General features: G+C 49.2%; 25 protein-coding genes and 1 pseudogene. 24 read left to right on the forward strand and 2 right to left on the reverse strand.

Features of this window, described 5'->3' with window-relative positions; all coding sequences use genetic code 11:
- Positions 1 to 350: 350 nt before the first annotated feature.
- Entirely contained in the window at positions 351 to 1,286 is a 936-nt protein-coding gene (locus ACLU9Q_RS06735; RefSeq protein WP_296906079.1) for a LysR family transcriptional regulator, read from the reverse strand.
- A 119-nt stretch (positions 1,287 to 1,405) separates the two neighbouring features.
- On the opposite strand from ACLU9Q_RS06735, the gene ACLU9Q_RS06740 reads away from it, so the two are divergent.
- The 21 genes and pseudogenes from ACLU9Q_RS06740 to ACLU9Q_RS06840 all read left to right on the forward strand — a co-directional run bounded on the left by ACLU9Q_RS06740 (position 1,406) and on the right by ACLU9Q_RS06840 (position 21,109).
- Complete coding sequence (locus ACLU9Q_RS06740; RefSeq protein ID WP_296838472.1) at positions 1,406 to 3,142, forward strand: PHB depolymerase family esterase; 1,737 nt, start codon at positions 1,406 to 1,408, stop codon at positions 3,140 to 3,142.
- Positions 3,143 to 3,169: 27 nt separating this feature from the next.
- Positions 3,170 to 4,564, forward strand: a complete 1,395-nt coding sequence (locus ACLU9Q_RS06745) for a YfcC family protein (protein ID WP_296838475.1) — start codon at positions 3,170 to 3,172, stop codon at positions 4,562 to 4,564.
- Positions 4,565 to 4,620: 56 nt separating this feature from the next.
- The gene (locus ACLU9Q_RS06750) at positions 4,621 to 5,796 is read left to right on the forward strand and encodes an NADP-dependent malic enzyme (RefSeq protein ID WP_296838479.1); all 1,176 of its coding nucleotides are present in this window, start codon (positions 4,621 to 4,623) and stop codon (positions 5,794 to 5,796) included.
- A 728-nt stretch (positions 5,797 to 6,524) separates the two neighbouring features.
- The gene (locus ACLU9Q_RS06755; RefSeq protein ID WP_296838483.1) at positions 6,525 to 7,436 is read left to right on the forward strand and encodes a helix-turn-helix transcriptional regulator; all 912 of its coding nucleotides are present in this window, start codon (positions 6,525 to 6,527) and stop codon (positions 7,434 to 7,436) included.
- 93 nt (positions 7,437 to 7,529) lie between these two features.
- Positions 7,530 to 7,781, forward strand: a complete 252-nt coding sequence (locus ACLU9Q_RS06760; RefSeq protein ID WP_330490568.1) for a VOC family protein — start codon at positions 7,530 to 7,532, stop codon at positions 7,779 to 7,781.
- A gap of 5 nt (positions 7,782 to 7,786) precedes the next feature.
- On the forward strand, positions 7,787 to 8,473 hold the full coding sequence (locus tag ACLU9Q_RS06765) for a GyrI-like domain-containing protein (RefSeq protein WP_296838486.1): 687 nt from the start codon (positions 7,787 to 7,789) through the stop codon (positions 8,471 to 8,473).
- Between the two features lie 4 nt (positions 8,474 to 8,477).
- Entirely contained in the window at positions 8,478 to 9,230 is a 753-nt protein-coding gene (locus ACLU9Q_RS06770) for an N-acetyltransferase (RefSeq protein ID WP_296838488.1), read from the forward strand.
- Between the two features lies 1 nt (position 9,231).
- Positions 9,232 to 9,546, forward strand: coding sequence for a TfoX/Sxy family protein (locus tag ACLU9Q_RS06775; RefSeq protein ID WP_296838490.1), 315 nt, complete (start codon positions 9,232 to 9,234; stop codon positions 9,544 to 9,546).
- 305 nt (positions 9,547 to 9,851) lie between these two features.
- Positions 9,852 to 10,094, forward strand: a complete 243-nt coding sequence (locus ACLU9Q_RS06780; protein WP_296838493.1) for a helix-turn-helix transcriptional regulator — start codon at positions 9,852 to 9,854, stop codon at positions 10,092 to 10,094.
- A 147-nt stretch (positions 10,095 to 10,241) separates the two neighbouring features.
- Positions 10,242 to 10,763, forward strand: coding sequence for a Gx transporter family protein (locus ACLU9Q_RS06785; protein WP_296838497.1), 522 nt, complete (start codon positions 10,242 to 10,244; stop codon positions 10,761 to 10,763).
- 142 nt (positions 10,764 to 10,905) lie between these two features.
- Entirely contained in the window at positions 10,906 to 12,231 is a 1,326-nt protein-coding gene (gene rsxC / locus ACLU9Q_RS06790; RefSeq protein ID WP_296838501.1) for an electron transport complex subunit RsxC, read from the forward strand.
- 11 nt (positions 12,232 to 12,242) lie between these two features.
- Positions 12,243 to 13,178, forward strand: a pseudogene (locus ACLU9Q_RS06795) (RnfABCDGE type electron transport complex subunit D); the annotation flags it as partial.
- A gap of 39 nt (positions 13,179 to 13,217) precedes the next feature.
- A complete protein-coding gene (locus ACLU9Q_RS06800; RefSeq protein ID WP_412624933.1) occupies positions 13,218 to 13,802 on the forward strand; it encodes an RnfABCDGE type electron transport complex subunit G in 585 nt (194 codons plus the stop codon).
- Positions 13,803 to 13,815: 13 nt separating this feature from the next.
- Positions 13,816 to 14,514, forward strand: a complete 699-nt coding sequence (gene rsxE, locus ACLU9Q_RS06805; protein ID WP_296838513.1) for an electron transport complex subunit RsxE — start codon at positions 13,816 to 13,818, stop codon at positions 14,512 to 14,514.
- Between the two features lie 3 nt (positions 14,515 to 14,517).
- On the forward strand, positions 14,518 to 15,093 hold the full coding sequence (rsxA, locus tag ACLU9Q_RS06810) for an electron transport complex subunit RsxA (protein ID WP_296838521.1): 576 nt from the start codon (positions 14,518 to 14,520) through the stop codon (positions 15,091 to 15,093).
- Between the two features lie 12 nt (positions 15,094 to 15,105).
- Positions 15,106 to 15,909 (forward strand): RnfABCDGE type electron transport complex subunit B, encoded by an 804-nt coding sequence (locus ACLU9Q_RS06815; RefSeq protein ID WP_296906083.1) that lies wholly within the window; start codon positions 15,106 to 15,108, stop codon positions 15,907 to 15,909.
- Between the two features lie 65 nt (positions 15,910 to 15,974).
- Positions 15,975 to 16,964, forward strand: coding sequence for an FAD:protein FMN transferase (locus tag ACLU9Q_RS06820; RefSeq protein ID WP_296835151.1), 990 nt, complete (start codon positions 15,975 to 15,977; stop codon positions 16,962 to 16,964).
- A 23-nt stretch (positions 16,965 to 16,987) separates the two neighbouring features.
- Positions 16,988 to 17,359, forward strand: a complete 372-nt coding sequence (locus ACLU9Q_RS06825; protein WP_296906087.1) for a NusG domain II-containing protein — start codon at positions 16,988 to 16,990, stop codon at positions 17,357 to 17,359.
- Positions 17,360 to 17,545: 186 nt separating this feature from the next.
- Entirely contained in the window at positions 17,546 to 19,234 is a 1,689-nt protein-coding gene (locus tag ACLU9Q_RS06830) for a CHAP domain-containing protein (protein WP_296835146.1), read from the forward strand.
- A 207-nt stretch (positions 19,235 to 19,441) separates the two neighbouring features.
- A complete protein-coding gene (locus ACLU9Q_RS06835; protein ID WP_296906090.1) occupies positions 19,442 to 19,639 on the forward strand; it encodes a (2Fe-2S)-binding protein in 198 nt (65 codons plus the stop codon).
- A 66-nt stretch (positions 19,640 to 19,705) separates the two neighbouring features.
- Entirely contained in the window at positions 19,706 to 21,109 is a 1,404-nt protein-coding gene (locus ACLU9Q_RS06840; RefSeq protein WP_296906093.1) for a uracil-xanthine permease family protein, read from the forward strand.
- 112 nt (positions 21,110 to 21,221) lie between these two features.
- On the opposite strand, the gene ACLU9Q_RS06845 is transcribed toward ACLU9Q_RS06840, so the two are convergent.
- Positions 21,222 to 21,914, reverse strand: a complete 693-nt coding sequence (locus ACLU9Q_RS06845) for an SGNH/GDSL hydrolase family protein (protein WP_296906096.1) — start codon at positions 21,912 to 21,914, stop codon at positions 21,222 to 21,224.
- Positions 21,915 to 22,125: 211 nt separating this feature from the next.
- On the opposite strand from ACLU9Q_RS06845, the gene hrcA reads away from it, so the two are divergent.
- Genes hrcA through dnaK form a run of 3 tightly spaced genes read left to right on the forward strand, consistent with a single transcriptional unit; the run spans position 22,126 to position 25,727 of the window.
- Positions 22,126 to 23,169 carry a heat-inducible transcriptional repressor HrcA gene (gene hrcA, locus ACLU9Q_RS06850; RefSeq protein ID WP_296906099.1) on the forward strand — a complete coding sequence of 348 codons (1,044 nt, stop codon included), beginning with the start codon at positions 22,126 to 22,128 and terminating at the stop codon, positions 23,167 to 23,169.
- Positions 23,170 to 23,221: 52 nt separating this feature from the next.
- The gene (gene grpE / locus ACLU9Q_RS06855; RefSeq protein ID WP_296835156.1) at positions 23,222 to 23,803 is read left to right on the forward strand and encodes a nucleotide exchange factor GrpE; all 582 of its coding nucleotides are present in this window, start codon (positions 23,222 to 23,224) and stop codon (positions 23,801 to 23,803) included.
- 37 nt (positions 23,804 to 23,840) lie between these two features.
- Entirely contained in the window at positions 23,841 to 25,727 is a 1,887-nt protein-coding gene (gene dnaK, locus ACLU9Q_RS06860) for a molecular chaperone DnaK (protein ID WP_296906102.1), read from the forward strand.
- Positions 25,728 to 25,910: the final 183 nt, after the last annotated feature.

The following is a 25,910-nucleotide window of genomic DNA, read 5'->3' on the forward strand; positions in this document are numbered from 1 at the left end:
TGGTGGTTTTACGTACTTAGGGCTAGCCGCCGCGCTAGCGGCTTGGTACAATGAAAGAAAAAAGGACGGTGGCGTTTATGAGAGAAAAGATCAACCATCTATATGTGGATAGCCAAGAAACCTGTTATTACATAGCCTTGTGGAGCTGAAAAATCAGCTCATACAACAGGGCAGATTACGAAGCCGCTTATTCTTAATTGATTGTTAAGAGTAAGCGGCTTTTTTGCGGTGCGCCTAGCGGCGCACGTTTCCAACAGGTGCAAGTCATAAACACTGTGGGGGAAAGAAAAACTGCGCAGATACCGCAGAAATCTTCCGCATCTGTGAGAAGAGGCAGCGGGAGAAGCAGGTTATTTCTGATAGTATTCGATAAACAGCTTTATAAATTTTTCGACTGTCTGAGAAATATAACAATGCCTGTTTGTCACGATGCTCATTTCACGGATTGCTTCGGGGTGGTCTATCCGATAAAATAACACCTGTGAAGAGGGCTTGTTAATAATGCGGTTGCTGATAAAGGTTGCACCGATCCCGGCTTCTGCCAGTGCATATAAAGTAGCCATCTGGGATGCTTCCATCCGAATGTCCGGTGAAATACCTGCCGCTTCAAAAAATTGGTCGGCTCTGTGGCGCAGATCATAGCTGGATTTCAGCAGTACAAACGGAGTGTCAGCAAATGACCGCATATCTATGGCCGGAGAAGAAAGGTTGGCGGAATCAAGAAGCTCTTTGCTGGTCATTGCGTAGGAAGCCAGGCCTTGATTTACCGGAAAGGAGATGGGCACAGCTAAAACAAGTTCATCCTGAAAAACAAATTTATTTTTGAAATTGGGTTCTTTTGCCGGACGACTGGCAAAGGTAAGGTCTATTTCTTTTTTGAGCAGCATCTCTTTGAGCTCATAAGCGCCGGATTCGAGAACATCCAGCTGGACACCGGGGTATCGTTTTTGATACTCCAATAAAACCGGAGGCAGAATATATGAAAAAATATAGCTTGAAGCACCTATCTTGATACTGCCGGTAGTGAGGTCGGATAAATCCTGAATTCTCGTCTGCAATTCTTTTTCAATCTGTAGGATTTCCTTAATTTTTTCAATATATATTTCGCCGGCGGCAGTAAGCCGCAGCGGCTTTTGATTGCGGTCAAAAATCGGCATTCCGATGCGTGCTTCCGCTTTCTGGACAGATATGCTCAGAGCGGGCTGGGTAATGTAAAGGGCTTCGGCCGCTTTTGCAAAACTTCCTTTTTTATAAATAGTATAGATGTATTTCATTTCCGCTTCCATAACGCACTCCTATAAATTCAATTAATGTTAAATAAATTATATATAATTGTATTTATACTTTCAACAGTTTATTATGGAAATACAAGATAAAACTATAATTAATAAACAGGAGGTTGTGTATGGAAAAACCAGTAATGCGGAAATTTCCACAAAAAATGGCTGACATTCCAATTGATTTTGCGCATCCGAACCAAACTCTGATGCAGGGCTGTTTTGAGGAAACCGCAGCAGTAAATGGTGAGAGCAGGAGCTTTCTGACGTATATTCCGGAAAAGCTGGAATATTGCCAGCCATGTCTGATCGTAGCTCCGCCAGCAGGTGTGGATCTGGCAGAATATATGGAAGAATCCGGACTGAAAAAGCTGGCGGATGATAAAAGGCTGTTTCTCTTTTTACTGAAGGCGGATCCTTCCGGCTGGAAGGATGACGGAAGTGATGCGGATTACATGAACGCTGTGTATACGGAGGTGCAGTCCAGAAATTATTATGTGACGATGCAGGATAATATTTATGCCTGCGGAATCGGGGACGGGGCTGCGATCGCACATCAGGCGGTGCAGAAAATGGCGAGCGAGTGGAGCGGTCTGTTCAGCTTTGGAACAATCGGAGTGAATTTAAGGGAATCCAGTGAGTGTACGGCGGAAAATGCAGAACAGAATGGTACGGAACTTCGCATTGAGGCCGCAAAATGCCAGGTGCCTGTCTGGATGACGTTTGCCGATCTGGAGGATGGTTTTAATCTGCAAGCGGTTGATTACTGGAAGGAGCAGAATCATGTGACGGATGATCCGCTGAAAGGGCAGGGGGCGGATCTGATCTGGATGCCGTCGCCGGTAAAGAGGTTCAGTGAGGTGAATGAGGAGCAGATCGCCCAGGTCAGAGTTACGCTGGATGCGGGAGAAGTAACCCTCGGGCGTCTGGAAAAAGTGTGGAATTACATAGGGATGGCGAGAAGGCACCGGAGTTTTACAAGAAAGAACCTCAGATATTACAGGGAGCCGCTTGCCTGCGGAGCCGTATTACAGGAGCGGGTATTTGAGGGAATGAACCGTCTCTGGTATGAGTATGTGCCTGAGAGCTGTACTGCAGATCAGAAATGGCCGCTTGTTGTTGTGATGCATGGAAGAGGCGGAACGGCGGAAAGCTTTTTTGATATTAGTGCGATGTCTGTAGTGGCGGAGGCAAGGCGCTTTCTTGTGGTATTTCCGCAGGCAGGGATTCATCAGCAAAAGCCGGACGGATTAAAAAACGTACTTTACTGGAATGGAAGTTATGAAGGCAGGCCGGTGAACGATGTGGCATTTATCCGGTCTCTGGTAGAAGAGGTGGCAAAAAGACTGCCGGTTGACCGGAAACGGATCTATGCCTGCGGTCAGAGCAGCGGCGGAATTATGACGGATGTACTTTGCGGCAGCGCGGGCGATTTATTTGCGGCATGCGGAAGCTGGTCCGGAATGTATCATCCCAGAAAGGTCCACGGCACATATGAAAAAACAGAGGACGTGGTTCCCACCCTGTTTATCTGTGGGAATAAGGATCGTTTTTGCACGGCAGAAACAGAGGACGAAGAATTTCCGTTTTCATTAATACCGGAATTGCGGAAAGACATCGTTGAAAAAATAGAACGGTATCATTTGGATAAAAACCATGTCCAGACCTGGACGACGTGGCCTATCACATGGTACAGCTACCCGAACAGCCAGGGAATACCGCTTTTAACGGTAGGTATTGTCAGTGATATGGCACATGCGAACTATCCGGAAGAGAGTTGGATTACATACGATCAATTTTTTTCACAGTTTGCAAAGGATGAGGATGGAAATTTATGTTACCGCGGTGAGAAAGTTTTAATATAGCGCATTCGCTTAAATGGGGGAAAAAACATGAGTAAAGAGAAAAAGAACAAAAAATTTGCAGTACCGCACCAGTTGATTATTATTCTGATAATTGCCTTTCTGGCTATGATCGCAACTTATCTGATCCCGGCGGGACAGTATGAGAGCATAGAAGTGAATGGAAGAACGGCGATCGATGCCAATTCATTTTCGTATATCGAGCAGACGCCGGTATCGCCCTGGAATGCTCTTCTGGCTCTGCCGCAGGGCTTTTCAAAGCAGGTTAGCATTATTGTAATGGTTCTTATGATCGCTGCGTCAATGGAAGTGATTAATGCGACGCAGGTATTTGATGCAACAATTGGAAAGCTGGCTGCAAAATATAAAAATAACCTGTATCTGATCATACCGATTTTGCTGGGATGTTTTTCTATCCTCGGTGCCATGGGGATCAATACGCCGATCATCGCGTTTGTTCCGCTTGCGCTGCTTCTGGGATATAATCTGGGCGGTGACGCCATGATCGGTGTGTCGCTTGCGCTGCTGGGAATGACCTGCGGTCTGGCGGGAGGCGCTTTTTGTTCCTCATCCACTGCAGTGGCGCAGGGGCTGGTTGGTCTGCCGCAATTTTCCGGATGGCAGCTTCGAGTGGCAGCTACAGTCGTATTTTGGGCATTTACATCTGTTTTCCTGATCCGGTATACCAGAAAGGTGCAGGCGGATCCGAAAGCAAGCATTCTTTATGGAGTATCCGGAATTAAGCAGCAGGTTGAAGAAAAGGAAACGGCAGAGCTGACAATCCGCAAGGTCTGTACTCTGGCAGCGTTTTTGATCGGGTTTGTCATAGTAGTTTATGGTGCCACGCATGGATGGAGCACGTCCGATCAGATACCGGTCGTGTTTATGCTGACGGCGACCGCCTGTGGATTGATCTCCGGCATGTCTCCGAATGATATGGCAAAGCACTTTATAAATGGAGCAAAATCCGTAATCGGTGTTTGCGTTATCATAGGATTTGCAACAGGTATTAATATTATTTTGACTGATGGGAATATCCTGCATACGATTGTACATGCACTGAGCAGCCTGTTTGTCAATAGCTCCAGCTTTGTATCTGCGATTGGAATGTATATCTGTAACCTGCTGATTAATTTTGTTATCTGTTCCTCTTCGGGACAGGCGACAACGGTAATCCCGATTTTTTCCGGTATGGGGGATGTCCTTCAGGTTTCCCAGCAGTCTATCGTACAGACGTTCAATTTTGGAGATGCTATCACAAATGTTATTACACCGCTGTCGGGAACTTTGATGGCAAGCATCGGGTTTGCCGGGATTTCTCTGGATCGCTGGATTAAATTTGTGTGGAAATGGATTTTGATGAGCGTGCTGGCAGGAGGCATTTTTGTCATAATTGGCGTGGCGATCGGATACGGACCTTTTTAAGGACGGACCGACGCGGAAAATCAGCAGAAAATATTCAGAGAGAGGAAGAAAAAAATATGGATTATGCAAAAGAATCCTTGAAAATGCATTATGATTTGAGAGGGAAAATTGAGATTACCGCCAGAGTGGCAGTAGATACGAAAGAGGCACTCAGTCTGGCTTATACTCCGGGTGTGGCGGAGCCCTGCCTGCAGATTCAGAAGGACATCAGCAAGAGCTTTGAGCTGACCAGAAGGTGGAATACGGTTGCGGTGGTGACCGACGGTACGGCTGTCCTGGGCCTGGGCGATATCGGACCGGAGGCTGGAATGCCGGTGATGGAAGGGAAATGTGTTTTATTTAAGGCATTTGGAGATGTGGATGCGATTCCCCTCTGTGTGCGCAGTAAAAACGTGGATCAGATTGTGGAAACTGTGCGGCTTTTGGCGGGAAGCTTTGGCGGCGTAAACCTGGAGGATATCTCTGCACCCCGCTGCTTTGAAATTGAACGCCGGTTAAAGGAGTGCTGCGATATTCCGATTTTCCATGATGACCAGCACGGGACGGCTGTCATTACGCTTGCCGGGATGATTAATGCATTAAAGCTTGTGGGGAAGAAACTGGATGAGGTGAAGATTGTAACTTCGGGTGCAGGGGCAGCGGGGATCGCTATTATAAAGCTGTTAATTTCAATGGGATTAAAGAATGTGATTATGACGGACCGCACAGGCGCTATCTATAAAGGAAGAGACAATCTGAATGCGATCAAACAGGAAATGGCGGAAATCACAAATGTAAATCAGGAGAAGGGCAGTCTGAAAGAAGTAATAAAGGGAGCGGATGTATTTATCGGAGTTTCAGCTCCCGGCACGTTGACGGAGGAGATGGTACGTTCCATGGCAAAAGACCCGATCATATTTGCATGTGCCAATCCCACGCCGGAAATTTTCCCCGAAGCTGCAAAAGCGGCCGGAGCAGCCGTAGTATCCACGGGAAGATCCGACTATCCCAATCAGGTAAATAACGTGCTGTGTTTTCCGGGGATTTTCCGCGGTGCGCTGGATGTACGGGCTTCCGACATAAATGAGGAAATGAAAATTGCTGCGGCTTATGCGATCGCCGGATTGGTCAGCGAGGAAGAACTGTGTGCGGATTATATTTTGCCAAAGGCATTTGATCCGAGAGTAAGGGATGCCGTTGCCGCGGCAGTGGCGGAAGCGGCGCGAAAAAGCAACGTTGCGAGACTGGTATAATTGAAAAAGAGAAGAAGACGGGATCTCTCATCTTCTGTGCAGCGGTGATAGAAAAATAAATATTCAGGATAAGCCTTGCCGCCGGGTGTGTTTGGCGCCCGGCGGCATTTTTCGTTGCCATGCATCCGAAGGGAGCTGCCGGCGGCAGATCCTGTAGGTGTATTTTGCAGGGAAAAACATTAAACTTGATAAAAATGCTGCGCTTTTTGGCCCCGGACAGCGGAAATGCTGGAATTATATCGGAAAAAACGGGGAGGAAATCATAAATACGATACTGCAGGTGAAAATCCGCCTTGTGGTTTGGATTGTGTGATATCCCATACTAAAAAGCTGTATTCTAAAATGGGTATAGATGAAACTTGGAATAGCGTAAAAATCAGGGGGTGTTCGGCTAAAAAATTACCTCTTATTTGGTGTAGACGATGCGTTATTCATCGGTTACGGACGAGCTATGACAGAGTGCAGCAGTTTTGCCCGGTTGGGATTTATATGATTATGGAAGTGAAATCCGGACAGGTTTCTAAGGACGGATGTGGAAGTCTGAAGAGCAGGACCGGATGGGCGAGTTTGAGTTTTATGAAGAGAATTTAAGGATAGCGGTCAGTGAAGATGGATTTCTCTGCTGAACGTTATTTTTTGTTTCGGATATTTTTTTGAAATGATATAATAAACATGACATACTGTTGTCGTGTTGAGTTTGCTATGATATGAACGGAGCGTGAGAGATTATGAAGATAGACAGGCTGATAGGAATATTGTCGATCTTACTGCAGGAAGAGAAGACAACAGCTCCTGAGCTGGCAGAAAGGTTTGAAGTATCGCGGAGAACGATAAACCGTGATATTGAAGATCTGTGTAAGGCCGGGATTCCTATAAAGACTGTTCAGGGTGCCGGCGGAGGAATCAGCATTATGGATGGATACTGCATGGACAGGACAATTCTGACATCAAAGGACATGCAGATGATCCTTGCCGGGCTCCGGAGTCTGGATAGCGTGAGCGGAAGCCGATACTACGGACAGCTGATGGAGAAGCTTCAGACAGGATCGTCGGAATTCATAAGCGGCAGGGATTCCATGCTGATTGATCTGTCTTCCTGGTATAAGGGGTCGCTTGCTCCAAAGATCGAGGTGATTCAGAGTGCGATAGAGAACAGGCGTCTTTTGGAATTTAGGTATTATGCACCATCCGGAGAAAGCAGCAGAACGATTGAGCCCTATTATTTGGTTTTCAAATGGGCGAGCTGGTATGTGTGGGGCTGGTGTGAAGCACGGGAAGATTACAGGCTATTTAAGCTGAACCGCATGGACAGAGTTGCTGAAACGGAGAAAGATTTTGTCTGTCGGAATGCACCTATGCCGAATCTGTCGAATGAGAAGATATTTCCGGGCGGTATAAAGGTAAAGGCGCTTTTTTCACCGGATATGAAATGGCGGCTGGTTGAAGAGTTTGGACCGCATTGCTTTACGGAAGCGGATGATGGGAAGCTGCTCTTTACGGCGGATTATACGGATATGGATAACCTTGTGACATGGCTTATGACCTTCGGAGCGAAGGCTGAAGTGCTGGAGCCGATCGAGGCGCGGGATATCATCCGCAGGAATGCGGAGCAGACACTAAAAATATATATGGAGGATTAGCATAATGAGATTAGACGGTTTTGGATTATTTGTTGACGATATTGCAAAGATGGAACGCTGTTTCTATTATATGGCAGGAAAGATTTTGAGAAGATGACAGGCCAAAGATATAAATATATCAATGGTCTGAACGGTCATTTTGAAATAGCATTGTATGTCGATACATTTGGTGAGGTTGATGAGGCGTATAAAAAAGCTATGGAAAACGGTGCCGCATCGATTCTTCCGCCGGTGCTTGAACCGTGGGGACAGAGAACCTGCTATATCGCGGATCCGGAAGGAAATCTGATCGAGATCGGTTCGTGGAATAAGCCTTATGAAGAGAAGGATCTGACGGAGGAATAATGATCATGGCGTTTGATTATAAGAAAGAATACAAAGAGTTTTACATGCCGAAGGGCACGCCTTCCATTGTGACTATCCCGAAAATGAATTACATTGCGGTAAGGGGCAGAGGAAATCCTAATGATGAAGATGGCGCATACAAGCAGGCTATAGGTTTGTTGTATGCGATTGCTTTTACAATAAAGATGAGCAAAAAGGGTGACCACCAGATTAACGGATATTTTGATTATGTGGTGCCGCCCTTAGAGGGATTCTGGTGGCAGGATGAGCGGCATCCGGTGGATGCCATGGTGCGAACCGACCGGGCTGGCAGGCAGGATGGAGCAGTCGGCATTGATTATGCGCATAAGGATGCTTTTCAGTGGATTTCCGTCATTCGATTGCCGGACTTTGTCACAAAGGAAGATTTCGATTGGGCAGTTAGAGAAGCGACGGCAAAGAAGAAACAGGATTTTTCAAAGGTTGAGTTTTTTACCTACGATGAAGGACTGTGCGTACAATGCATGCATATCGGGCCGTATGATGATGAGCCTGCCACAGTAGAGACGATGCATCATTTTATGGAAGAACAGGGGTATGTTCTTGATATCACCGACCAACGGTTTCATCATGAGATTTATCTGAGTGATGCGCGTAAGGTTGCACCGGAGAAACGGAAGACTGTGGTAAGACATCCGATAAGGAGGATCTGAATGTATGGAATATATCAGAGTTACGAAAGAAAATCTGGAAAAGGAGCATATCTGCTGTGCCATTTCAAACAATAAGGATGTGCAGGTAGTATCAAAGAAGGCCTGGCTTGCAGACAGGTTTGATGAAGGACTTGTATTTCTTAAGAGCGTTGAACGCGGGAAGTGCTTTATCGAATATATTCCTGCGGAGAATGCGTGGAATCCCATCCATGCTCCGGGGTATATGTATATTGACTGTCTGTGGGTATCGGGTTCTTTCAAGGGGCATGGATATGCAGGTGATCTGCTTTCAGAATGTATTAAGGACAGTAAGGAGAAGGGCAAGAAGGGGCTTTGTGTACTTGCGGCTGCAAAGAAGAAGCCGTTTCTGGCAGATCCGAAGTTCTTAAAGTACAAAGGCTTTGAGGTCTGTGATGAGGCCGATAACGGAATCCAATTATGGTATCTGCCGTTTGAAAAGGGAGCAGGGACTCCTTCGTTCAAAGAATGTGCAAAGCATCCTCATATAGAGGAAGATGGTTATGTTCTTTACTATACGAATCAGTGTCCGTTTAATGCGAAGTATGTGCCGGTTTTGGAAGAGGTGGCTGAGAAAGACGGGATATCCTTCAAGGCTGTAAAGATCAGGAGCAGAGAGGATGCTCAGAATGCACCGACTCCGATCACGACATATTCGCTGTTCTGTGACGGGGAGTATATCACGAATGAGCAGATGAATGATAAGAAGTTCCGAAAGCTTATCGATGGGAGGAAATGATATGGCATCAACAAAAGAGTATCTGGATTTTGTCGTAGAGCAATTATCAGGGTTGGATGAAATCAGCAGTCGGGCAATGATGGGTGAGTATATACTTTATTATCACGGTCGGGTTTTTGGAGGAGTATACGATGACAGACTTCTGGTAAAGTCCGTCCCGGCGGCGATGAAACTGATGCCGGACGCTGAAATGGAGCTTCCGTATGAGGGAGCGAAAGAGATGATTCTGGTTGATGATGTGGATGATCGGGAGTTTTTATGCAAACTGGTTGAGAGCATGTGGAAAGAACTGCCGGATAAGAAAAAGAAGAAATAAAAAACAGGAAAATGCCGTCAACTCATACCAGAAATGTATGGAGTCAGAACAAAACTTAGAGAGGATAGGGAAGGAAATAGAGGAGACAGAGAGCAAAGCAGACGAAAAATAAGGTTTTTCATAATGTTGTGGTTTTTTCGTCACAAACCGACATTCTTCTTCGTATATATAATCAGAAACGTATAATTGCAGTCACATTTTTCTTAATTTGGAAAATCATTGAAATTATGCCCATATTTGGAAGTAGTTTGCAAATCAAAAGAGATAAAATAAACTGTAGTACAAGGTTAGAGGAAAAATGTGGGATGATAAAAGAGGGATTAATTGGGAAGAGAATCAAGGAGCTGTGCTGGAATCTGGATATGTCGTATTATTGGCTGGCGTATAAATCAGCGGTGCCGATCACAACTTTGATGCATATTATTGATGGAAGCACGAAAAATCCGGGCGTCTATACGCTCATGAAGATTTGTGACGGATTTGGGATAACGCTGATCGAGTTTTTTGACACGGATGATTTTCGGGGAATTGAGCATGATTCCGTGTAAGCACGGGAATATACTGATTCCAGATTGTTTTGCTTTACCGTGACAGTCTTTTGTGGTAAATTTATAGGGTATCGGAAAGCCGTTTCCGCAGGGATTCGGCTTTTTGCGACAAAAAAAGACAAAATGACAGTAAACGGAAGGGATGCAATGAAGAAGGACGGACAGCGAAAACAGACGACAGCGGAGCGCGCGGCGATGTACGGCGTGCTGGTGGCGCTTGCCATGATTTTCAGTTATATTGAGACATTGATCCCCATCCCGATGGGGGTCCCGGGTGTGAAGCCGGGACTTGCGAATCTGGTAGTTTTTGCGGCGCTGTACATGATGCGCCCGGCAGATGCCTTTGTAATTTCTATGGTGCGTATCCTGCTGGTCGGCATGACATTTGGAAATGAGTTTGCGATGCTTTATAGCTTCGCGGGCGGAACCCTGAGCTTTCTGGTAATGTGGCTCTGCAAAAAGAAGGAGTGGTTTGGCAGAACAGGCGTCAGTATTGCTGGCGGGATTTTTCACAACATCGGACAGCTGATCGTTGCGGCGCTTGTGCTGGAAAATGCGGCGGTATTCGCATATCTGCCTGTGCTGCTTCTGGCAGGAACGGTCATGGGGGCCTTTATCGGTCTGCTGGGCGTGCAGGTCCTGAAGCGGCTTCCCCGGAAAGTTTGGTAAAAAATTAACAAAAAATCCTCCGGATACAGGGGGATTTTTGTGTTTTTTGAAAGAAACATAAAAGTTTCTTGTTGAAAAATGCCTTTAAAAAGATTACTATATATACATAATGACATGTACTTTAGAAAAAGGAGAAGAGAGTATGAAATTAGCTACTTTTAAGGGAGGAGTCCATCCGGATGACGGAAAACGGTTTACAAAAGACAAACCGGTTCAGACGTATCTGCCCAAGGGCGAGCTGGTATTTCCGCTTTCGCAGCATATCGGGGCGCCTGCAAAGCCGGTAGTCAGGAAAAAAGACACGGTTTTGATGGGGCAGCTCATCGCAGAAGCCGGCGGATTTGTGTCCGCAAACATTGTCAGCTCCGTTTCCGGTACGGTGAAGGCGATCGAGCCGCGCATCACGGTTTCCGGTGCGAAAGTGGATGCGATCGTAATCGAGAACGACGGCAATTATACGCCGATTGAGGGACTTGGGCAGTACCGCGATTATACGAAGATGTCAAAGCAGGAGATCCTGGACGCTGTGAAAGAGGCGGGCATCGTCGGGCTTGGCGGTGCCGGATTTCCGACGCACGTAAAGCTGATGCCGAAGAATCCGGACGCGATCGACCACATCATTGTGAACGGCGCGGAGTGCGAGCCGTATCTGACGAGCGATTACCGCATGATGATTGAAAATCCGGAGCAGATCGTCAGCGGGCTCAAGGTGATGCTGCAGCTTTTTGATAATGCGAAGGGCGTGATCGCTGTCGAGGCAAATAAGCCGACGGGCATCCACAATCTGCAGGAGCTTGTGAAAAATGAGCCGCGGATCGAGGTGGTTCCGCTGAAAACGAAGTATCCGCAGGGCGCAGAGCGAAATCTGATCTATGCGGTGACCGGAAGAAAAATTAATTCTACAAAGCTTCCGGCGGATGCCGGCTGTATCGTGGATAATGTGGATACGGTGATCGCGATTCATATGGCAGTGTGCGAAAAAACGCCGCTGATGCGCAGAATTGTTACTGTAACAGGAACCGGCATCAATGAGCCGAAAAACTATAATGTCAAGATCGGCACCTGCTTTGCGGAGCTTGCGGAGGCTTCCGGCGGGCTGAAGGAGGGCGTGAAAAAGGTGATTGCCGGCGGTCCGATGATGGGAATGTCGATCCCGTCGCTGGATGTGCCGATCGTCAAGACCTCCTCTGCGCTCACCTGTCTGATGCAGGATGATGTGGAGCGCTTCGAGGAGACGGCATGTATCCGCTGCGGACGCTGCGTGCAGGTGTGTCCGTCGAACATTGTTCCGCAGAAGCTGATCGAGGCGGCGCAGAAATATGATACGGCGGCGTTCACTGCGCTAAACGGCATGGAGTGCTGCGAATGCGGAAGCTGTACGTTTGCCTGTCCGGCAAGAAGACCGCTGACACAGGCATTCCGTCAGATGCGCCAGGCAGTGATGGCGGAGAGAAGAAAGAAAGGATAGGAGGGATTGTTGTGAACGGCTTTTTAAATGTGTCATCGTCGCCCCATGTAAGGGGAGATGATTCCACCAAAAGTATTATGTATGATGTCGCACTTGCCCTGCTTCCTGCTGCGGCATTCGGTGTTTACCGCTTCGGACTTTACTCCCTGGCGGTAATGGCAGTGTCTATCGTATTTGCGCTGCTTTCAGAATATGTGTTTCAGAAGCTCGCGCATCAGAAAGTGACTGTCCTGGACGGGAGCGCGCTTGTGACCGGTCTTTTGCTCGGAATGAATCTTCCGCCGACGGTTCCCCTGTGGATCCCGGCGCTTGGAAGTATTTTTGCCGTCATTTTTGTTAAGCAGTTTTTCGGCGGCATCGGACAGAACTTTATGAACCCGGCGCTCGGTGCGCGCTGCTTCCTGCTCATTTCCTTTACGGGGATCATGAGCGATTACGCGGTGGATGGTGTTTCCGGGGCGACCCCGCTGGCTTCGCTCGCAGCAGGGGAGCAGGTGGATCTGGCGCAGCTTTTCCTGGGCTTTACCGGCGGCTGCATCGGTGAGGTTTCCACGCTGGCAATTCTGATCGGCGGTATTTATCTGCTGGTGAAAAAGATCATTACCTGGGAGATCCCGGTATGCTATCTGGTATCCTTTGCGGTTTTTGAGCTGATCTTCGGCTCTGGCAGCGGCATCGGCTTTGTGCTCGCGCAGCTCTGCAGCGGCGGTCTGATGCTCGGTGCATTCTTCATGGCGACCGACTATGTGACAAGCCCGATCACCAAAAAGGGAAAGATCGTATTTGGTATCCTGCTCGGTGTGCTGACCGGAATTCTGCGTACCTTTGGCGCGCTGCCGGAGGGCGTTTCCTATGCGATCATTATCTGCAACCTTCTGGTTCCGCTGATCGAGAAAGTGACGATGCCGACGGCATTTGGTTACGCAAACGGCGCTCTGGAGGGCAAGAAGGGCTTCTCGCTCGCTACATATAAATCCGCGCTTACGCTGTGCGGCATCACGCTGGTAGCAGGTCTGGCGCTTGGCGGCATCTATCAGCTCACGAAGGGACCGATCGAGAAGGCGGAGCTTGCGGCGCAGGCGGAGGCTTATGCGGCGGTATGTTCGGATGCGGAGAGCTTTGATATGGATGAGACGCTGGAGGCGGCTGTCGCTGCTTTGACGGCGGAGGACGGCACCGTGGCGGACGGACAGTTCGGCAGCGTTTCTTATGACAGCGTTTATGCTGCGCTGGACGGAAGCGGAAATAAGATCGGCTGCGTGGTCAACGTTACCAGCAAGGAGGGCTTTGGCGGAGATATCACCATCAGCCTTGGCCTGGATAACGAAGGAACCGTCACCGGTATGGAATTCTTAACGATCAATGAGACGGCAGGCCTTGGTATGCGCGCGACGGAGGAGGACTTCCGCAATCAGTTTGTCGGCGATGCGGCAGAACAGTTTGAGCTGACGAAGGACGCGGCAACGTCCGATACGCAGATCCAGGCGCTCAGCGGCGCGACGATCACCTCGAAGGCCGTGACAAATGCCGTAAATGCTGCACTGTATCTTGTAAACAGTGCGGCGCAGTAAGGGGGTGTGGGGAATGAATCAATACAAAGAGCGTATATTAAATGGTATTATTAAAGAAAACCCGACCTTTATCCTGGTGCTCGGTATGTGTCCGACGCTGGCGGTTACGACGTCGGCGATCAACGGCATCGGTATGGGTCTTTCTACGATGGCGGTTCTGATCCTGTCGAATATGATCATTTCTCTTCTGAGAAACGTCATTCCGGATCAGGTGCGTATTCCGGGGTACATTGTCGTGATCGCGTCGCTGGTAACGGTGGTGGAGCTGGTGCTGAAGGCGTATATTCCGTCGCTGTACAGCGCGCTTGGGCTTTACATTCCGCTGATCGTGGTAAACTGCATCATCCTGGGGCGCGCGGAGGCGTATGCTTCCAAATCGACGCCGCTTCTGGCAGCGTGCGACGGTCTCGGCATGGGACTTGGCTTTACGATCGCGCTGACGCTGATCGGCATCTTCCGTGAATTGATCGGCGCAGGTACATTCTTTGGAATGCATATCATGCCTTCGGGTTATCAGCCGGTAGCGATCTTCGTCTCCGCTCCTGGTGCGTTTATCGTGCTTGGCGCGCTGATCGCGGTGCTGAACGGCTTAAATATCCAGAACAACGGCAACAAGAAGGTGGAGGGCTGCGCGGGCGACTGCTGCAGCTGCGGAAAGGCTGCCTGCTCAGACAGAAAAGAAGAGCAGAAAGCGGAAAGCCAGGGGGTGTAGAGTATGTCAGAAATGGTTTTATTATTGGTCGGCGCGGCTCTGGTAAATAACGTGGTGCTCAGCCAGTTTTACGGTCTGTGCCCGTTCCTTGGCGTGTCGAAGCAGGTAAAGACGGCGGCGAGTATGGGTGTGGCGGTTATCTTTGTCATCACCATCGCGTCTGCAGTGGCGAGTCTGATCTATGATTTTGTGCTGACGCCGCTGGATCTGCAGTTTCTGCAGACAATCGTGTTCATTCTGGTCATCGCGGGACTGGTGCAGTTTGTAGAGATGTTCCTGAAAAAATCAAGCCCGGCGCTTTACCAGGCGCTCGGCGTGTACCTTCCGCTGATCACGACAAACTGTGCGGTACTCGGCGTGGCGCTGACGAACGTGCAGAAGGAATATGATTTTGCGCACAGCGTGGTAAACGGGATCGGCACGTCTGTCGGTTTCACGATCGCAATCGTTATTATGGCGGGTATTCGTGAGAGAATGGAAAATAATAACATTATCGGACCGTTAAAGGGAATGCCGATCGTGCTGTTCACCGCAGCGCTGATGGCGATCGCCTTCAACGGGTTTTCCGGGCTGATCTAAGGAGGAAAAGGTATGAGTATAACAGCGATTCTTCTGGCGGCACTGGTTGTCGGAGCGGTGGGTATCCTTGTAGGTTTCCTTCTGGTAACTGCCGGAGAAAAGTTTAAAGTGGAAGTGGATGAAAAAGAGGTCGCTATCCGGGCGGAGCTGCCGGGAAACAACTGCGGCGGCTGCGGATTTCCGGGCTGCGACGGTCTGGCGGCAGCAATTGCAAAGGGTGAGGCGCCGGCGAACGGCTGTCCGGTGGGCGGCGCTCCGGTTGCTGCAAAGATCAGCGCACTGCTCGGCGAGGAGGCTTCCGATGTGAAGCGCAGGGTAGCGTTTGTGCGCTGCTCCGGCGACTGCGACACGGCGCTGGATAAATGTAATTACGTTGGAATTAAGGACTGCCGTGCGGCAGCTGTGGTTCCGGGACGGGGAGCAAAGCACTGCGTGAAGGGCTGTAAGGGCTTTGGCTCCTGCGTGACGGTCTGTAAGTTTGACGCGATCCATGTGGTAAACGGCATTGCCGTGGTGGACAGTTCAAAGTGCGTAGGCTGTGGAAAATGCGCGGCGACCTGCCCGAACGGTCTGATCGTGATGATCCCGGCGGATGCGAAGTACGTTGTGCGGTGCAATTCTCAGGATAAGGGCAAGGCGGTTAAAGAGGCGTGCTCGGCAGGATGTATCGGATGCAGCCTCTGCACGAAGCAGTGTGAGTTCGGCGCGATCACTATGAATGGCAACGTTGCGGTCATCGATCAGGAAAAATGTCAGGCATGCGGAAAATGTGCCGAGAAGTGTCCCTCTAAGATTATCCGTAAGAGAGGAGAGTAACAACAAAGAAACGGAAACTGAATCGGAAGATTTCACAGATGCAGCTTAGTATGAGAATTTAAAATATGAGATATAAGAAACGATTTACAGCGGTTCTGGCAGGCGCGCTGTGCCTCCTTGCGGGGTGCGGCGCGCAGCCGGAACCGAAAGAATTTGAGCAGACAATGCTTTATTTCGACACAGTGATCACGATCAGCTTTTATGCCGGTGAAAATGGTGAGGAGCTGATGCAGCACTGCATGGATATGTGCGCGCAGTTTGAGCGCGTTTTCAGCCGGACAGACAGCGAGAGCGAGCTGTATGCGGTGAACCACCGAACAGAGGATGTCGTAGAGGTGTCGGAGGGCATCGCAGAGCTGGTTTCTGTCGGACTGGATTATTACGAAAAATCCGGCGGAAAATTTGATATCACGATCGCTCCGCTCTCGGATCTCTGGGATTTTAAAAGCGAGGATGCGGCAGTGCCAGAGGCAGAGCAGATCGCGCAGGCAGCGGCGCAGGTGAATGCCGGAGGGGTGCATGTGGACGGAAACACGCTGATTTTTGACAGTCCGGACATCATGATCGACCTGGGAGCGCTGGTGAAGGGCTATGCGGCGGATGCGATCAAGGAATATCTGACGGGTGAGGGCGTCGCCAGCGGGCTTATCAATCTTGGCGGAAATGTGCTGGCGATCGGCAGCAAGCCGGATGGCAGCAAGTGGAATATTGGCATTCAGAAGCCGTTTGGGAGCTACAGCGAGACAGCGTCGATCGTGAAGGTGGAGGATCAGACCGTGGTATCCTCCGGAATTTACGAGCGTTACTTTGAGCAGGATGGAAAGATCTACCATCATATTCTTGATCCCGATACCGGCTATCCGGCGGAGAGCGACATCGAGGGCGTCTCTATCATCTGCGACTCCTCGCTGACGGGGGATGCGCTCAGCACGACCTGTCTGGCGCTCGGATCGGAGCAGGCGGAGGAGCTGATCCGCCGGACGGACGGCGCAGAGGCGATCTTTATCTTAAAAGACGGCGAGGTTCGGTATACGGATGAGGCGCTGCGGGAATAATTTGTGGGTATGAGAGGAAATCGATGCATAAAAAAAGAAATACGATCATTTTTGCGGCGCTGGTCATTTTTGTGGCGTTCGCGGGACTTCTGGTGCAGGAGACCTTACTGAAAAAAGAGGGCAGCTATGCGGTCATCCAATCCCACGGGATGGAGGAGGCGCGGCTGCCCCTCTCTAAAAATACTGAGCTTTTGCTCGGCGACAGCGAGCAGGGATACAACCGCATTGTGGTGGAGGACGGCGCTGTCTCTGTGACAGAGGCGGACTGTGCCGACAAAATCTGCGTCCATGAAGGAAAAATCAGCCGCACCGGGGAGGTTATCGCCTGCCTGCCGCACGAGCTGATTATCACGGTGCAGGGGGCCGGAGAGGATACGGACGCGTATGCCTGGTAGGAGGATGCTCACGGGAAATACAACCTTTCGTTTTAGTCGTTACAAAAATGTTAAAAAAGTGGGAAAAGTTATTGCAAACACAGGAAAAATATAGTATACTGGAAACTGCAAAACGTAAAAAAGATTTAACAAAATATAGACAGACGTGGCTGTGGCATCACTACATATAGGAAAAGGGGAGGAGTTATGCAGAAAAAAAGAAAATGGCTGTGGATCTTATTTGGAATGCTGATATTAATGCTTGCGCTTCCGGTATCGGCAAAGGCGGCTACTACAAAAACAATGTATACGCTTAGCGGTGTTAAAACGCCGACTACGATCAAAAAGGGCGGGTATTTCAGCTTAAAGGGAACGATTAAATGTAATAAGACAATCAAAGAAGTCCGCGTGACGGTCTATGATCTCGCCGGAAAAAAATGTTATCAGCGCTATGTTGGAAAACCGAAGAGCAAAACCTTTAATTTGGCGGTGGCAGATCCGCATATCCAGTTTAATAAGCTGAGTGTCGGTTCTTATTATCTGAAAGTACGCTGTGAGGTTTCCAGCGGAAAAACGATTGTAGTGAATAAGAAATTTACAGTCACAGGAACCGGAAAGATTAAGGTGGTAAACCCGAAGCCTGCGGGAAATGTTACGATAAATAAGGGCGCCGGATATTCCATTGGCGGAACGGTGCAGTCTACATATAAGCTTTCGAAGGTCACTGCGTCTATTATAAACAGCAGCAGCAAAACTGTTTATACCAAGTCGGTAAAACCGAATAAGACATCTTATAATGTGGCAAACAGCGTGCTGGATAGTGCGATGCTGTTTAATAAGCTGGCGGCGGGCACCTATAAGTACAAGCTTACGGCAGTGGACAATCAGGGGACAAGTGCCACGCTGATCTATCGTACCGTTACGGTGAAGGCTGCAAATACGAATACGAACACAAATACAAATACGGGCACGATCAAAGTGACAAATCCGGTTCCGGCAGCTAATATTACGCTTACACAGGGAAAATCTTATGCGATCGGCGGCAGAATTACTTCAACGTACAAGCTTACCAGTGTTACAGCTGCAATCATAAACAGCAGCAATAAGATCGTATACACACAGACGGTAATTCCAAATACCACATCCTATAATGTGGCGAACAGCAAGCTGGATGACGCGATGCTGTTCAACAGGCTGGCGGCAGGTACTTATAGGTACAAGCTGACAGCGACGGATGCTACAGGAAAGAGTGCCACACTGATCTATCGTACGGTTACCGTGAAGTCGGCGATCAATACAACTCCGGGTTCGACGGGGGGCAACGGCAATACTAACACCAATACCGGAGATTACTTAAATACGACCGGAGCGGTGACGATACCGGCAAACTTTACGCCGCGGACCGGCAGACCGGCAGCAACCAATAAGTACTATTATAATGCAACCTACAATATTTATTATAAGTATAACAGTCTTGCACCGACGGGCAAGCCGTATTACGGAAAAACTTATGTACTCGGTAACTGTACCTGGTATGCATGCGGGCGCGCAATGGAGATTGTGGCGAAGGCCGGCGGAAATATTGCGAAGGTACAGGCTATTTTCGGACTAGATCCGGTAGGTATTTACAATCAGAATGTTGCAAAGGGCGTATTTGAGTATGGCACTACTCCGAAAATTGGCGCGCTGGCAATCTTCAATTACGGGTCAACCGGAGATGCCCATATTGCGGTGGTAGAAAATATCATCAACGGTGTTCCGTATGTATCAGAGTCTGGTTATACAGAGTCTACCACAATGCCGAACACGGCAAAATCAAATGTCGTCTTCAAGTATCAGAGTATTTACAATTGGGCGGGCGGAAGAAGTCTGCGAGGATATATTTACTTAGTCTGAGGGATGACATAAAAAGCGAGATATAAGCAACAGAAAAAACTCTATGTGGCTGAGCAATCTTCCACATAGAGTTTTTATTATAGTGAACAGCAGGGAGGCTTTTGAACAGGATAGAAAATTATAAAAATAAGGACTTAAACTGTGCGCTTATATATGATAATATAGAAACGCAGAAGTCAACAGAGTGTATTGAAAGGAGGATTAGATATGAAAACAAATGAGATGATTTGTAAATGTAAACAGGTTTCTTATGCTGACGTGGAGAACGCATTGCATCAGATGAACCGGTTCGAGGATGCTCTTAAAGCGTTTGATGAGGTTCAGAAGGTGACACACTGCTCTACGGGCTGCGGAGGATGCCATGATAAAATTTTAGATGCGATTTCTGAAATTATTATGGCGTGATTTAGACCGTGCATAAGAGATAAAATGAAATGACAGAAGTACATGCTGTAAAATGAGGAGGAGATTATGAAAAATTCAACGGAAGCAATTCGCGATGCGAAACAATTGGGTGTGCCGAAAATGTTAATTCTGGGATTGCAGCATATGTTTGCGATGTTTGGCGCGACGATCCTGGTGCCGATTCTTGTGAACAGCTATTTCCAAAGTGCCTGTGGGGAGCCTTTGACCAGGGGACTGACCGTATCTGTGACCTTATTCTGCGCCGGATTCGGGACGCTGTTTTTCCATATATGCTCGAAGATGAAGGTCCCAGCATTTCTTGGGTCATCCTTTGCTTTTCTCGGAGGCTTTTCTACGGTGGCAAATTTAAGCAGCGGGATTTACGCGGGAATGGCAGCAAATGAAAAGGCTGCGTATGCCTGCGGCGGCGTTGTAGTGGCGGGTCTTCTGTATCTGGTACTTGCACTGATTATCCGTCTGGCAGGCGTGAAACGTGTGATGCGTTTCCTGCCGCCGGTCGTAACCGGACCGGTAATTATCTGCATTGGCTTAAGTCTGGCGTCTTCTGCGATCGGCAATGCATCGACCAACTGGTTTCTGGCATTAGTAGCGCTTGCGGTCATTATTATCTTTAACATCTGGGGAAAGGGAATGTTTAAGATTATTCCGATCCTGATGGGAGTGGTGATTTCCTACGTGGTAGCGGTGATTATGAATGCCTGCGGTATTACGAATCCGGACGGTTCTGCGATTATTGATTTTTCAGCGATTGCGTCCGCAAGCTTTGTGGGGCTTCCGCCGTTTCAGCTCTGTAAATTCGATCTGACGGCAATCCTCGTCATGGCGCCGATTGCGATTGCGACCATGATGGAGCACATTGGTGATATGTCTGCTATTTCGGCAACCGTCGGCGAGAACTTCCTTGCGGAGCCGGGGCTGCACCGCACGCTGATGGGGGACGGACTTGCGACAGCATTAGCAGGATTGATCGGAGGTCCTGCGAATACCACCTACGGTGAAAACACCGGAGTGCTGGAGCTCAGTCATGTCTACGATCCGCTGGTAATTCGCATCGCAGCCGTGTTTGCGATTATTATCAGCTTCATTCCGAAGGTATCTGCGATCATCAGTACCATGCCGGCTTCGATCATCGGCGGTGTCAGCTTCATGCTTTACGGTATGATTTCTGCGATCGGTGTCCGCAATGTGGTGGAAAATAAGGTGGATTTAACAAAATCGCGCAACCTGATTATTGTCGGCGTTATTTTTGTATGCGGGCTTGGATTTGGAAATGGTCTTACTTTCCAGATCGGTGCTGCATCAATTACGCTGACCGCACTTGCCATTGCAGCGATTGCAGGTATTGTGCTCAATATGATCCTTCCGGGCAACGACTATGAGTTCGGGGTGAATCCGCAGGGCGATATGAACCGCGGAGTCAGCATAAAGCCGGAAAAAAGCAGAAAATAAGAGAAAAATTCTAAATATCAGCCAGACACTTCGCGTCCGCGGGGTGTCTGGCTGATGGTCAGTTGATGTATGCGATGGACACTTTTGCCCGGACATTGCGGCGGGACCTTTTTTACGCAATCTTATCCACGACGAAATTGTGGATCATCTTGTAGGAATCATCTGTGTAGTGCAGCCCGTCCACAGTCTCAAAGCCAACGCTGTTCAGGTAGCTGTTGCAATCCAGATAGGTGTCAGGAAAAGCGCTCTGTATGGTGGCATTAAATAAGGAAATCATTTCGTTTGTAGTATTGAAGCCTTCGTTGTCTACCAGCGGATTTACGGACAGATAGTAAAAAGCGGTGCCGGGATATGTCTCTTTAAGCGATTGGTAAAGATCAATGTAGAGACTGATATTTGCGGGATCGTTCACGCCGAAATTAAAAATCACGGTCTGCCCCGAGGTACCGGCAAGAACGGCGTCGAGCTCCTGGACACCTTCAGCGGAAAACCATTCGTAACCTTCTCCTTCTTTTCCTATATAAGTGCAGTTGTCGTTTACTGCATCGCGCATCCCAATGGTGCGGGAGTCACCCACAAAGATGAAGGAATGTGCCTTCACAGTTTCCGCAGCCGGAGCGTCTGTTCCTGCCTCAGGCGTGCTGACCGCCACAGTCTCCCCGTCAGGGTCGAATATCTGCACAAGCCGCTGGCGCAGAGGGTTGGAATCGTCTGCCACGTATATCGTTGCAAGACCGGCGAGCGCGATCAGGGCAACAATAGCGAGAACGGCAAACAGAATCGTAAGAAAATTTCGTATCTTCATTGCGGATTCCTTTCATTATTCATTTTTCATAAGTGTATCTTAAAACGCAAAAAATGTCAAATATATCCAGTCGGGATGATTCGACAGAAAAGTTAATCAAAATTTTTTCAAAATAGCTATTGACAATCACAGGCAGCAGTGGTATCTTAAAACCGTAGATGTTAGCACTCGATTCAAAAGAGTGCTAACAAAACAGGAAGGAGGATGCAGGATGCAGTCAGATGATATGAAGCTGGACGACAGAAAATGGAAAATCTTTTACGCTATCATTCAGACATATCTGGAGACAGGCGAGCCGGTAGGCTCCAGGACGATCTCCAAGTACGCAGACCTGAACCTCAGTTCCGCTACAATTCGAAATGAAATGGCAGACCTGGAGGAGATGGGGCTGATCATTCAGCCGCACACCTCGGCGGGCAGAATTCCCTCAGACAAGGGCTACCGCTTATATGTGGATCATCTTATGGAGCAGAAGGAACAGGAAGTAAAAGAACAGCAGGAGCTGCTGATCCAGAAGCAGGATAAGATGGAGCTGATACTGAAGCAGGTGGTTCGGGTGCTGGCGAACAACACCAACTACGCGACCATGATCACCGCGCCGCGCTACCACACGACGAAGCTGAAGTTTATTCAGCTTTCAGCCATCAGTGAGGAACAGCTCCTGGCAGTGGTCGTCACGGAAGGAAACATTGTAAAAAACAAGATGCTTCACTTCCGGCACGGACTGGACAATGAGATGGTGCTGAAGCTGAACATCCTGCTGAACACAAGTCTCAATGGGCTTGCGCTGGAGGAGATCAATCTTGCGATGATCACCCGGATGAAGGAGCAGGCCGGCATCCACAGCGAGGTCGTCAGCCAGGTGCTTGATGCAGTCGCGGAAGCGATCCAGATGGAAGACGATATGGAGATCTATACAAGCGGCGCCACTAACATTTTCAAGTATCCGGAGCTGAGCGACAGCGAGCGGGCGAGCGAGCTGATCAGTGCCTTTGAAGATAAGAAGGAGCTGGCAAATCTGATCAACGAGTCGCTGGAGGAAGAAAACAGTACCGGCATTCAGGTGTATATCGGAAACGAAGCGCCCATACGGAAGATGCGCGACTGCAGTGTAGTCACGGCAACGTATGAACTGGGCGAGGGTGTTCAGGGAACGATCGGGATTATCGGACCGAAGCGGATGGATTATGAAAAGGTGGTCGATTCCTTAAAAACCTTAAAATCCCAGCTGGATACGATATTCGAGCGGGATTGACGATAGATCAGAATATACAGAAAGGCAGGCGGTTACAGTGGCAGAAGAAAACATGGAGAAAGACATGGACGAAGCGATAGAAAACGAAGCGCAGAAGGAGGAAAAACCGGAAACGGAAGAGACTTGCGCGCAGCAGGAAGCTTCGGAACCTGCAGAGGAGGCAGACAGAGAAACGTCACAGAAAGAAAGTAAGAAAGACAAAAAGGATACGCAGATCGAGGAGCTGCAGGATCGGGTGAAACGTCAGATGGCGGAATTTGAAAATTTCCGCAAACGTTCCGAGAAGGAAAAATCGAAAATGTTTGAGATGGGTGCGAAGAGCGTGATCGAACAGCTCCTGCCGATCGTAGACAATTTCGAGCGCGGACTGGCGGCAGTCCCGGAGGAAGCAAAGACGGACGCTTTTGTGGACGGGATGAACAAGGTTTACCGGCAGATGACGGAAATGCTTGATAAGCTCGGCGTCAAGCCGATCGAGGCAGTCGGATGTGAGTTTAACCCGGATTTCCACAATGCAGTGATGCATGTGGAGGAGGAAGAAACTGCGGAGAACACGATCACTGAGGAGTTTTTAAAAGGCTATACCTACAAAGACCAGGTTGTAAGACACAGCATGGTAAAAGTAGCAAACTAAACAAAATTAAATATTACAGGAGCAGGAGGAAATTATTATGAGCAAGATTATTGGTATTGACTTAGGTACAACAAACAGCTGCGTAGCAGTTATGGAAGGCGGTAAGCCAACCGTTATCACAAATACAGAGGGAGCAAGAACCACACCGTCCGTTGTGGCATTCTCCAAGACAGGCGAGCGTCTGGTAGGCGAGCCGGCAAAACGTCAGGCGGTTACCAACGCAGACAAGACGATCTCTTCTATTAAGAGACATATGGGAACTGATTACAAGGTAAGCATCGACGGCAAGAATTACACGCCGCAGGAGATTTCCGCAATGATCCTTCAGAAACTGAAGGCGGATGCAGAGAATTACCTTGGCGAGAAGGTAACAGAGGCGGTTATCACGGTTCCGGCATATTTCAACGACGCACAGCGTCAGGCAACAAAGGATGCGGGCAAGATTGCCGGTCTGGATGTAAAGCGTATCATCAACGAGCCGACGGCGGCAGCGCTTGCATACGGTCTTGACAACGAGAAAGAGCAGAAGATCATGGTATACGACCTTGGCGGCGGTACCTTCGATGTATCTATCATCGAGATCGGCGACGGCGTTATCGAGGTACTTGCAACAAACGGCGACAACCGTCTGGGCGGCGACGATTTTGACCAGAAGATCACTGACTACATGATCGCTGAATTTAAGAAGGCGGAGGGCGTTGACCTGTCCGTTGACAAGATGGCACTCCAGAGACTGAAAGAGGCTGCAGAGAAGGCAAAGAAGGAGCTGTCCTCCGCAACCACCACAAATATTAACCTGCCGTTCATCACGGCAACCGCAGAGGGACCGAAGCATTTTGATATGACGCTGTCCCGTGCAAAATTTGACGAGCTGACACATGACCTTGTGGAAAGAACGACCATTCCGGTGCAGAACGCACTGAAGGATGCCGGTATCACGGCTTCCGAGCTTGGCAAGGTGCTGCTGGTAGGTGGTTCCACACGTATTCCGGCTGTACAGGATAAGGTAAAAGCGCTTACGGGACATGAGGCGAGCAAGACGCTGAACCCGGATGAGTGTGTGGCGATCGGCGCGGCTATCCAGGGCGGTAAGCTGGCAGGCGACGCCGGTGCAGGCGATATCCTGCTGCTGGATGTTACTCCGCTTTCCCTCTCCATTGAGACCATGGGCGGCGTGGCAACCAGACTGATCGAGCGCAACACAACGATCCCGACAAAGAAGAGCCAGGTATTCTCCACAGCGGCGGATAACCAGACGGCAGTTGATATTCATGTCGTACAGGGTGAGAGACAGTTCGCAAAAGATAACAAGTCTCTCGGACAGTTCCGTCTGGATGGGATCCCGCCTGCAAGACGCGGCGTTCCGCAGATCGAGGTTACCTTCGATATCGATGCAAACGGTATCGTAAACGTATCTGCAAAGGATCTTGGCACCGGCAAGGAGCAGCACATCACGATCACGTCCGGTTCCAACATGTCGGATGCGGATATCGAGAAGGCGGTAAAAGAGGCTGCTGAGTTCGAAGCGCAGGATAAGAAGCGCAAGGAAGCGATCGACACCAGAAACGACGCTGACGCAATGGTATTCCAGACCGAGAAGGCAATGGAAGAGGTCGGCGACAAGCTGGACGGCGCAGATAAGACGGCTGTACAGGCGGATCTTACAGCGCTGAAGAGTCTGATCGAGAACTCCAATCCGGAGGAAATGACGGACGCGCAGGTTGCAGAGATCAAAGCGGCAAAGGAAAAGCTGATGGAGAGCGCACAGAAGCTGTTTGCAAAGGTTTACGAGCAGGCACAGGGCGCGGCAGGAGCAGCAGGCGCAGGCGCTGCGGGCGCAGGTCCGGATATGGGCGGCGCACAGCAGGAAAATTACACGCAGCCGGATGATGATGTTATTGACGCGGACTACAAAGAAGTGTAAAATGAAGGATGCCGGGTGCGGCGCGGAAAAGATCCGCGGGCATCGTGAGCAGGAAATAGATTTTTAATGAAAGAAACAACGCCCGGTACCCGCGGCGCCGATCAGCGGCAGAAGACGAAAGCCTTCGCCGGGCGGCAATGCGGGCCCGGGTATCTTGCGGTACAGAAAAACCTTTTGTTTTTC

It is taken from the genome of Marvinbryantia sp. (assembly GCF_047017445.1).
Lineage (GTDB): Bacteria > Bacillota > Clostridia > Lachnospirales > Lachnospiraceae > Marvinbryantia.

Coding starts and splice junctions, on each gene's coding strand:
- ACLU9Q_RS06735 (WP_296906079.1), bottom strand. CDS start 1,286: ATGGAAGCGGAAATGAAATACATCTATACTATTTATAAAAAAGGAAGT.
- ACLU9Q_RS06740 (WP_296838472.1), top strand. CDS start 1,406: ATGGAAAAACCAGTAATGCGGAAATTTCCACAAAAAATGGCTGACATT.
- ACLU9Q_RS06745 (WP_296838475.1), top strand. CDS start 3,170: ATGAGTAAAGAGAAAAAGAACAAAAAATTTGCAGTACCGCACCAGTTG.
- ACLU9Q_RS06750 (WP_296838479.1), top strand. CDS start 4,621: ATGGATTATGCAAAAGAATCCTTGAAAATGCATTATGATTTGAGAGGG.
- ACLU9Q_RS06755 (WP_296838483.1), top strand. CDS start 6,525: ATGAAGATAGACAGGCTGATAGGAATATTGTCGATCTTACTGCAGGAA.
- ACLU9Q_RS06760 (WP_330490568.1), top strand. CDS start 7,530: ATGACAGGCCAAAGATATAAATATATCAATGGTCTGAACGGTCATTTT.
- ACLU9Q_RS06765 (WP_296838486.1), top strand. CDS start 7,787: ATGGCGTTTGATTATAAGAAAGAATACAAAGAGTTTTACATGCCGAAG.
- ACLU9Q_RS06770 (WP_296838488.1), top strand. CDS start 8,478: ATGGAATATATCAGAGTTACGAAAGAAAATCTGGAAAAGGAGCATATC.
- ACLU9Q_RS06775 (WP_296838490.1), top strand. CDS start 9,232: ATGGCATCAACAAAAGAGTATCTGGATTTTGTCGTAGAGCAATTATCA.
- ACLU9Q_RS06780 (WP_296838493.1), top strand. CDS start 9,852: ATGATAAAAGAGGGATTAATTGGGAAGAGAATCAAGGAGCTGTGCTGG.
- ACLU9Q_RS06785 (WP_296838497.1), top strand. CDS start 10,242: ATGAAGAAGGACGGACAGCGAAAACAGACGACAGCGGAGCGCGCGGCG.
- rsxC (WP_296838501.1), top strand. CDS start 10,906: ATGAAATTAGCTACTTTTAAGGGAGGAGTCCATCCGGATGACGGAAAA.
- rsxE (WP_296838513.1), top strand. CDS start 13,816: ATGAATCAATACAAAGAGCGTATATTAAATGGTATTATTAAAGAAAAC.
- rsxA (WP_296838521.1), top strand. CDS start 14,518: ATGTCAGAAATGGTTTTATTATTGGTCGGCGCGGCTCTGGTAAATAAC.
- ACLU9Q_RS06815 (WP_296906083.1), top strand. CDS start 15,106: ATGAGTATAACAGCGATTCTTCTGGCGGCACTGGTTGTCGGAGCGGTG.
- ACLU9Q_RS06820 (WP_296835151.1), top strand. CDS start 15,975: ATGAGATATAAGAAACGATTTACAGCGGTTCTGGCAGGCGCGCTGTGC.
- ACLU9Q_RS06825 (WP_296906087.1), top strand. CDS start 16,988: ATGCATAAAAAAAGAAATACGATCATTTTTGCGGCGCTGGTCATTTTT.
- ACLU9Q_RS06830 (WP_296835146.1), top strand. CDS start 17,546: ATGCAGAAAAAAAGAAAATGGCTGTGGATCTTATTTGGAATGCTGATA.
- ACLU9Q_RS06835 (WP_296906090.1), top strand. CDS start 19,442: ATGAAAACAAATGAGATGATTTGTAAATGTAAACAGGTTTCTTATGCT.
- ACLU9Q_RS06840 (WP_296906093.1), top strand. CDS start 19,706: ATGAAAAATTCAACGGAAGCAATTCGCGATGCGAAACAATTGGGTGTG.
- ACLU9Q_RS06845 (WP_296906096.1), bottom strand. CDS start 21,914: ATGAAGATACGAAATTTTCTTACGATTCTGTTTGCCGTTCTCGCTATT.
- hrcA (WP_296906099.1), top strand. CDS start 22,126: ATGCAGTCAGATGATATGAAGCTGGACGACAGAAAATGGAAAATCTTT.
- grpE (WP_296835156.1), top strand. CDS start 23,222: ATGGAGAAAGACATGGACGAAGCGATAGAAAACGAAGCGCAGAAGGAG.
- dnaK (WP_296906102.1), top strand. CDS start 23,841: ATGAGCAAGATTATTGGTATTGACTTAGGTACAACAAACAGCTGCGTA.